This is a genomic window from Erythrobacter sp. CCH5-A1, from assembly GCF_001557115.1.
Taxonomy (GTDB): domain Bacteria; phylum Pseudomonadota; class Alphaproteobacteria; order Sphingomonadales; family Sphingomonadaceae; genus Erythrobacter.
In genome coordinates this window covers 1-6,279 of sequence record NZ_LSKQ01000301.1, presented here as the reverse complement: position 1 = coordinate 6,279, position 6,279 = coordinate 1, and the positions used below count along the sequence as shown (strand labels likewise).

The following is a 6,279-nucleotide window of genomic DNA, read 5'->3' as shown; positions in this document are numbered from 1 at the left end:
TGGATTGTTCAAAAAGGTCGGTCACGGTCTGCTCCTGATGCTGAACCGCATCAGGTCATCCCCCTCCCCCCTTTGGCGAAGCTGCTTCGTTTCAGGGAGAAGATCTCAGTTAGAAGAACGCCTACTAATCGAGTGAAGTTATCCGACTGCTCGGTAGCGAACACCAATCCGCTGGATTGCGCTTTCGCGTCGTGTTCGGATCTGCTGTGCGATTACGTCAGCCGTTGCTCTGTCCGGATAGCTCGTGGTGACCGCCCTGCCCTTTGACCCAATCCGTCCCCACCGCCGCTCAATGGTTGTCCAGCCAAACAGATCGGTTTCGATCCAGAGGTCGTAAGCGCGTGCAACATTGCGTGAGGGGTCGATAGCCTGCCAATGCCACGACTGGTTGAACGGTGTTTCCATGATGGCAGCGTGGCAGAGACATGGGTGAGCGGTCCAACCGGAAATCTGAATCACAGACCCGTCAGTGATTCAGTGAAGCGATTGGAGGCTGTGACCTGGCTCAACACTTTCAAAACATCATCAAAAAAACGCCGCTGCTTGCAGCGGAAGGATTTCTGATTCTAGAGATTCAGATTCAGAGCTAAATTCTGATGTAAGTTCAATGCCCTATGACAATGTTCCTGACCCGGCGGGGGTGTTTGGCTGACCTTATGGGGGCTATCACCTGACCGAGTGGGGGCTTCCCCCTGACCTTCTGGGGCATTCCTGACCAATTGGGGGAAGTGCCAATGTCTGATCTGCAAGCTCCCATTCGAGAGGATCGCGCTGCCTGTTCTCGCAAAAACTGAGTCCTATCCTGTATCTTCTGACAAGCGTTGCCGACTCGCAGGAAATCCGCCGATTCCGGCAGTCTATTCAGCTCGTTTAATCCTGACCTTTTGGGGGCTGCGTTCAAGGTTCGATCCTGACCTGACTTGACGTAAGAGGTCAGGTCAGGCAGCAAATGCGTTCCCAAGAATCGAGCTACGATCGCAGTATGGCATGGAAGCGGATGACAGCCCAATAGCTGAGGCTCTCGAAGAGAAGCCTGAAGAGGCAACACCGGGCCGTGCGATGCGCGTCGCTGCTGCATTGAAGGCGAAAGGCGGGGACGAGTTTGCCAAGCCGGGCAACATCATCGAGATCAAGTTCGTCAAAGGTGAGTCACTGAGCCTGACAGCATCCCGGCTCCTTGCCCTCATGATTCTGACTGCCGGTGGTGATGCGTGGGAGGACCGGCCTCACCGCATTCGCAAGGCCGATATCCGTCGCGGCCATAAAGGCAATGAGCGGATCAGCGATATGCTGCAGGAACTTCATCGCACTTTGTTTGCTGTGGATGATAAGTCGTGGAGAGGAAAGAAGGCCACCCTCCTGTTTTCCCTGATCTCCCGGTCCAAAGAGGAGACGGACGAGGATGGTGGTGAGACGGGATGGATCGAATGGGAGTTCACGCCTGATGCGCGCAAGCTGATCCAGGCGTCTGAGACCTATGCGGTGCTCAATCGGCAAGCGGTCTTGGGCTTCCGCTCGAATTATGCCCTGAAGCTTTACGAGCTAGGAGCGCTTCGCCTTCATCGACGGCAGGCAACCTGGAGAGGAGATATGCAAGCGCTGCGGGCAGCGCTTGGCATTCCGCCTGACGTTTACACCGACTTTGCTCAACTTCGGCGCAAGGTGTTGGAGAAGGCAAAGTCCGAGATTGACCAGTTGGCGCACTTTCGCGTCGAGTGGCGTGAAATTCGACAAGGGCGAACGGTCACCGAGCTTGAGTTCCGATTTGAACCGAAAGGGGCACCTGAAGTCCTCGAAACGGTAGATGAACTGGATAGGCACTCCGCGGGACGCCAAGCAAGGCGTACTGGCTCTGTCGAGACTGTGACAGCGGGGCAGGGTGCAATCGCCGCACCAGCGACCGACGCGCCTGTCACTAAGCAGCTAGAATCAACTTTCCCCTCGTCAGGTTCGATCCGCTTCGGACACGCCGATCTGCTTGAAGTCGCCAAAAAGCACGGCGGCGGATGGGATGTCGATCTTATCGCGAGCGGATTCCGCGAGCACATGGGCAATCGGTTGGAGAAGCTACGTGGCGCCAAGCTGATCGCTGCCTGGAAGGGTTTTTGCGAGGGGTGGGTAAACCGGCGGGGGCGACCCTGAGCCGCCTAAATTGCACGCGTGCAATTCTCCTTGCCCCCACCGAGTCAGGATGGCGCGCATCCATCCTAAAATCGGCCCGACAAGGCGTCTGAACTTTCGAAATTTGTGATTTTCTTGACCGAAAAGCGCAAGTGGGTGTAGCACACTCCCAATTGCGAAAGGACGGCATGTGTCTAACGGACTTCAGATCGATGAAGCCGAGCGTTTGGTCTCGGTGGCAACGCTAGCCAGTCGAACATCCTCAGTGCTCGAAAAGCTGCGCGACTCCGCACGAAGCGCTCGGGCAGATGCGCGCCGGGAGCCTACCTTTACGATCGGGAAGGCAGCCGAGCTCGTCGGGCGGACACCGGCGGCCATTCGGGACGCCGAGAAAGATGGAAGGCTGCCCGAGCCAGCGAGGACAGATAGCAATCGGCGCGAGAGATACACTCTTGCCCAGCTTAACGATATGCGCGGCGTATTCGGCACGAGGCCGTATCGTGCTCCGACTGATCCGTGTTGCGTGGTTGCGGTTCAGAATTTCAAAGGCGGTGTCGGCAAATCGACGCTCTCCGTACATCTAGCGCAATACCTCGCGATCAAGGGCTATCGTGTTGCATTGATCGACTGCGACAGTCAGGCGTCTGCGACGACGCTGTTCGGCTACGTGCCAGACCTCGATCTGACAGAGGACGATACCCTCTACCCGTTCCTTCGTGAGGGTGAGCGGTCATCGCTCGACTACGCCCTCCGCAAGACCCATTTCGACGGCCTTGAATTGATCCCTGCCAATCTTCGGCTGTTCAATTCCGAGTATGAATTGGCCGCCAGAATGGCGCAGGGGAACGGTGCCTTGCTCGACCGCCTGAAGGAAGGGATTGAGAGCATCTCGGACCGGTTCGACGTCATCGTCATGGATCCCCCGCCGGCGCTCGGCGCAATCTCTCTGTCCGTGTTGCGGGCTGCGAATGCGTTGGTGGTGCCGGTCCCTCCGACCGTGATGGACTTCTCGTCGACCGCTGCTTTCCTATCAATGCTTGATGAAACGATTGAGCAGCTCGCGGACCGGGGTCTTGCGCCAGAGCTGACGTTTTTGCGCTTCGTCGCTTCAAAGGTCGATGAGAACAAGTCTATGCAGAAGGAGCTTCTGCAGTTGATGCGGACCTTGTTTGGTCACGCCATGGTTCGCACGCCGCTCAAGGATTCTGCCGAGATCGACAATGCGACTGCGCGGCTAATGACCGTTTATGAACTCGACGGACCGGCCACGAGTTCGGCGGTGCGCAATCGCTGCTTGAACTATCTTGATGGCGTGAACTCTGAGATCGAAGTCGACATTCGATCGATGTGGCCAAGCCATCAGAAGCGCCTCCGCCAGGAGGCATTGGTATGAGCCGCTGGGGAAATTGCACGCGTGCAATTCTGCTGATGGGAGGCATGCATGAGTAGGAAGAACAGCGGCTTTGCCGCCGACTTGGCGGCAGGAATCGATTTGACCGAAGAGTCCGCCGCGCCGCGGCGATCGAGCATCGCTTCGAATGTGCTGACCGGGCGTTCAAACCGTTTGGCTGATCTCGCGTCTGGGGCGATTGTTTCGCGCACGCATGAGCTCGTCGACCCGGCAAGGTGTCGGATGTGGTCTGGCCACAATCGCGACTATGCGCTCCTCACCGAGGAGCGCTGCGCTGACCTGATTGAGAGCATTAAGGCGCAGGGCCGACAGGAGATCCCGGCAATTGTCAGGCGCCTGTCTGGTGACGACGGATATGACTTCGAGGTCATTTGCGGTGCACGGCGGCACTGGTCGATCAGTTGGCTGCGGGCGCACAACTATCCAGACTTCAAGTTCCTCGTGGACGTCCGCGAAATCGGTGACGAGGAGGCGTTCCGGCTCGCTGATCTCGAGAACCGCGCACGAGACGACCTCACCGATTTCGAACGGGCGAAGGACTATCTGCGAGCTTTGACGGCCTACTACGAGGGTCGGCAGAAGACGATGGCCGAACGCCTCAAGGTGTCCGAAAGCTGGCTAACACGTTATCTCGATCTGGCCCGCTTGCCCGGAGAGTTGACCAGAGCCTTTGCCAATCCGCAGGAACTCGGAATTCGCAATGCGATCGCCCTCAAGGCGCTCATGAAGCCTGAGGACCGGAAGGAGAGAGCCTTCCGGGAGGCAGCCCGGCTTGCCGCGGAGCGCGAGCGAACTGGCCAGTCACCTTCTGTGCTGGAAGTGATCAAGGCGCTTTCTCTTGCGGTCGATCCCCCCAAGAAGTCAGGATCCCCCAAAAAGTCAGGAAAGGCCGAGACTGTCGCCAATGCTGTGGGCCAGCCTGTACTTCGGATTGAGGGAGCTGATCGCAAGGGGGTTCGGATCACCTTGTTGAACAAGGGTGGTGCAACGCGCCAGGAAGCCGAAGAGGCTATCCGCGGTGTACTAGATCAGCACTGGCCGGTAGCATAGCGCTATCGATCTCGCGCAAGCGCACCATGCCTGCCTCCTGCAGCGACAATACGGATTGCGAAGCGGTTCGCTTTGTCACGCCAAGGCTTCTTGCAAGTTCCGCTCTGGTGAGGGGGCCAAGGCTGACAATCATGCGCCACGCCTGCGGAGCGGTGGAGGAGGCATACAGTCGTCCGGCCAGCTGCTTGTCGGCCAGAGCGACAGCTTCTCGCATCATCCGCAAGTCGGCCGCGGCTTTGTCGGCGGCCGTCTGAATCGCTGAACGGAGAAGCGCGGGCAGGGGTTCTTCGTGGAATTCGCGGAACAGGACCCGCGGCGTCACGCCTGCAAGCGCCAGCGGGGCCGACCCCAAGCCAAAAAGATGCGGCCGCATGGCCGTCGCCAGTGAGGCGGCCCAGGCCGCGCCACGCGGCGCCGAGCGCGTGATCGCGAACCCGCCGACATTGATCATTTCGCTCCCGCCTTCGAAGAAGTCGAGTTCCTCGGTTCGCAGTTCCTCAAGCCACTCAAGCAGGGTGCCCACAGGATCTCGGGTCGGTAGCAACGCATCGAGCCGCTCGAGCGCGCGATCGGCGGGCAAGTAGGCCTCGCTGAACCCTTCGGAGTGGTTTTTCGCGGCCATGGCCAGCTTGGCGGCATGGGCGAGGCGAGGGTGACCTCGCCGGCTGACCCACGACAAGAATTGACGGCGCTCCTCGGAATACCACGAGCGCACAAGCTCGTCGGCCTCAAGCCCCGGATTGTGTTCAATTCCAAGATTATCAAACGGATAATCGCGCACATGCATGCGCCAGAGGCGCCGGAGTGAGGCCAGCGCAAGGCATTCGGACAGCTCGGGTGAGATGAAGGGGAGGGCGCCTTCGATCCGCGCAAGGGTCAGTTGCCAAGGGGGAGGGTAAGGCGCCATCGGCCAGATAGTATATAAATGGCCTAAAAAGTATACCCAGCTTGTACGGTGCCTTTGCTGTCCGATAAATGCCCTTCACGGACGACATGCTAATCTATATAAAGCAGGCGAAATGCGCTGCGATGTCGCCCCGGCCCGAAGGCAAGGGCAGGGCACAGCAGCTGCATTGAAGCTGGAGGAGTGCCGCCTTGGATGATGATAGCAGCAAGGCTTTGGGGCTCTCAGATGAGGCTGCGCTCGCGCCCTTGGGGAATGTGATCCCGCCGCAGCTCGCGGCTGAAATCGAAGCGGCCCGCTCATACCGGGCGCGCTCCAAGGCGGCCAACACTGTCCGAGCCTATGACAGCGACTGGCGGCAGTTCGAAGAATGGTGCTGGGTGCGCGATCTTGAGCCTATGCCGGCTATGCCGGAGGCAGTTGCCACATACCTTGCCTCGCTGGCGCAGGCGGGGAGGGCGGACAGCACTATTGGGCGGCACCTTGCCGCCATCGCCTGGCACCACAGGCAGGCAGGTCAGGTAGCACCCCAGCATCGAGATCCGCGTGATGTGATTGCTGACACACTTGCTGGGATCCGCCGCGAGCAGCGTGCGCGGCCAACGCGCAAGAAGAGCGCTATTCTGGCAGCTGATCTCGCGCGGATGATTGCAGCGGCCGAAGGCCAGAGTCCGCGGGCTATCCGCGACCGGGCGGTCATGGCACTTGGGCTGGCGGCGGCGTTGCGGCGTTCCGAACTGGTCGCGCTACAGCTGGCTGACCTCGAACTGGTGCGCGAGGGGCTCAAGCTGAC

6 protein-coding genes are annotated in these 6,279 nt (G+C 59.3%); 4 read left to right on the top strand and 2 right to left on the bottom strand.

The features are described 5' to 3' along the window. Positions 1-138: 138 nt before the first annotated feature. Positions 139-405, bottom strand: a complete 267-nt coding sequence (locus AX708_RS20140; protein ID WP_081095560.1) for a WGR domain-containing protein — start codon at positions 403-405, stop codon at positions 139-141. A 654-nt stretch (positions 406-1,059) separates the two neighbouring features. On the opposite strand from AX708_RS20140, the gene AX708_RS18540 reads away from it, so the two are divergent. From AX708_RS18540 to AX708_RS18530, 3 genes are all read left to right on the top strand, one after another. Further along, positions 1,060-2,142 (top strand): replication initiation protein, encoded by a 1,083-nt coding sequence (locus tag AX708_RS18540; RefSeq protein ID WP_067490590.1) that lies wholly within the window; start codon positions 1,060-1,062, stop codon positions 2,140-2,142. A 169-nt stretch (positions 2,143-2,311) separates the two neighbouring features. Then, entirely contained in the window at positions 2,312-3,514 is a 1,203-nt protein-coding gene (locus AX708_RS18535; protein ID WP_067490588.1) for an AAA family ATPase, read from the top strand. A 48-nt stretch (positions 3,515-3,562) separates the two neighbouring features. Beyond that, a complete protein-coding gene (locus AX708_RS18530; protein ID WP_067490586.1) occupies positions 3,563-4,582 on the top strand; it encodes a ParB/RepB/Spo0J family partition protein in 1,020 nt (339 codons plus the stop codon). Here AX708_RS18530 and AX708_RS18525 read toward each other — a convergent pair. Continuing rightward, the gene (locus AX708_RS18525) at positions 4,542-5,489 is read right to left on the bottom strand and encodes a helix-turn-helix domain-containing protein (RefSeq protein WP_067490578.1); all 948 of its coding nucleotides are present in this window, start codon (positions 5,487-5,489) and stop codon (positions 4,542-4,544) included. The genes AX708_RS18530 and AX708_RS18525 overlap by 41 nt on opposite strands. A gap of 188 nt (positions 5,490-5,677) precedes the next feature. Here AX708_RS18525 and AX708_RS18520 point away from each other — a divergent pair. Next, positions 5,678-6,279: site-specific integrase (locus tag AX708_RS18520; RefSeq protein WP_233999679.1), on the top strand; the 602-nt coding region annotated here is incomplete at its 3' end.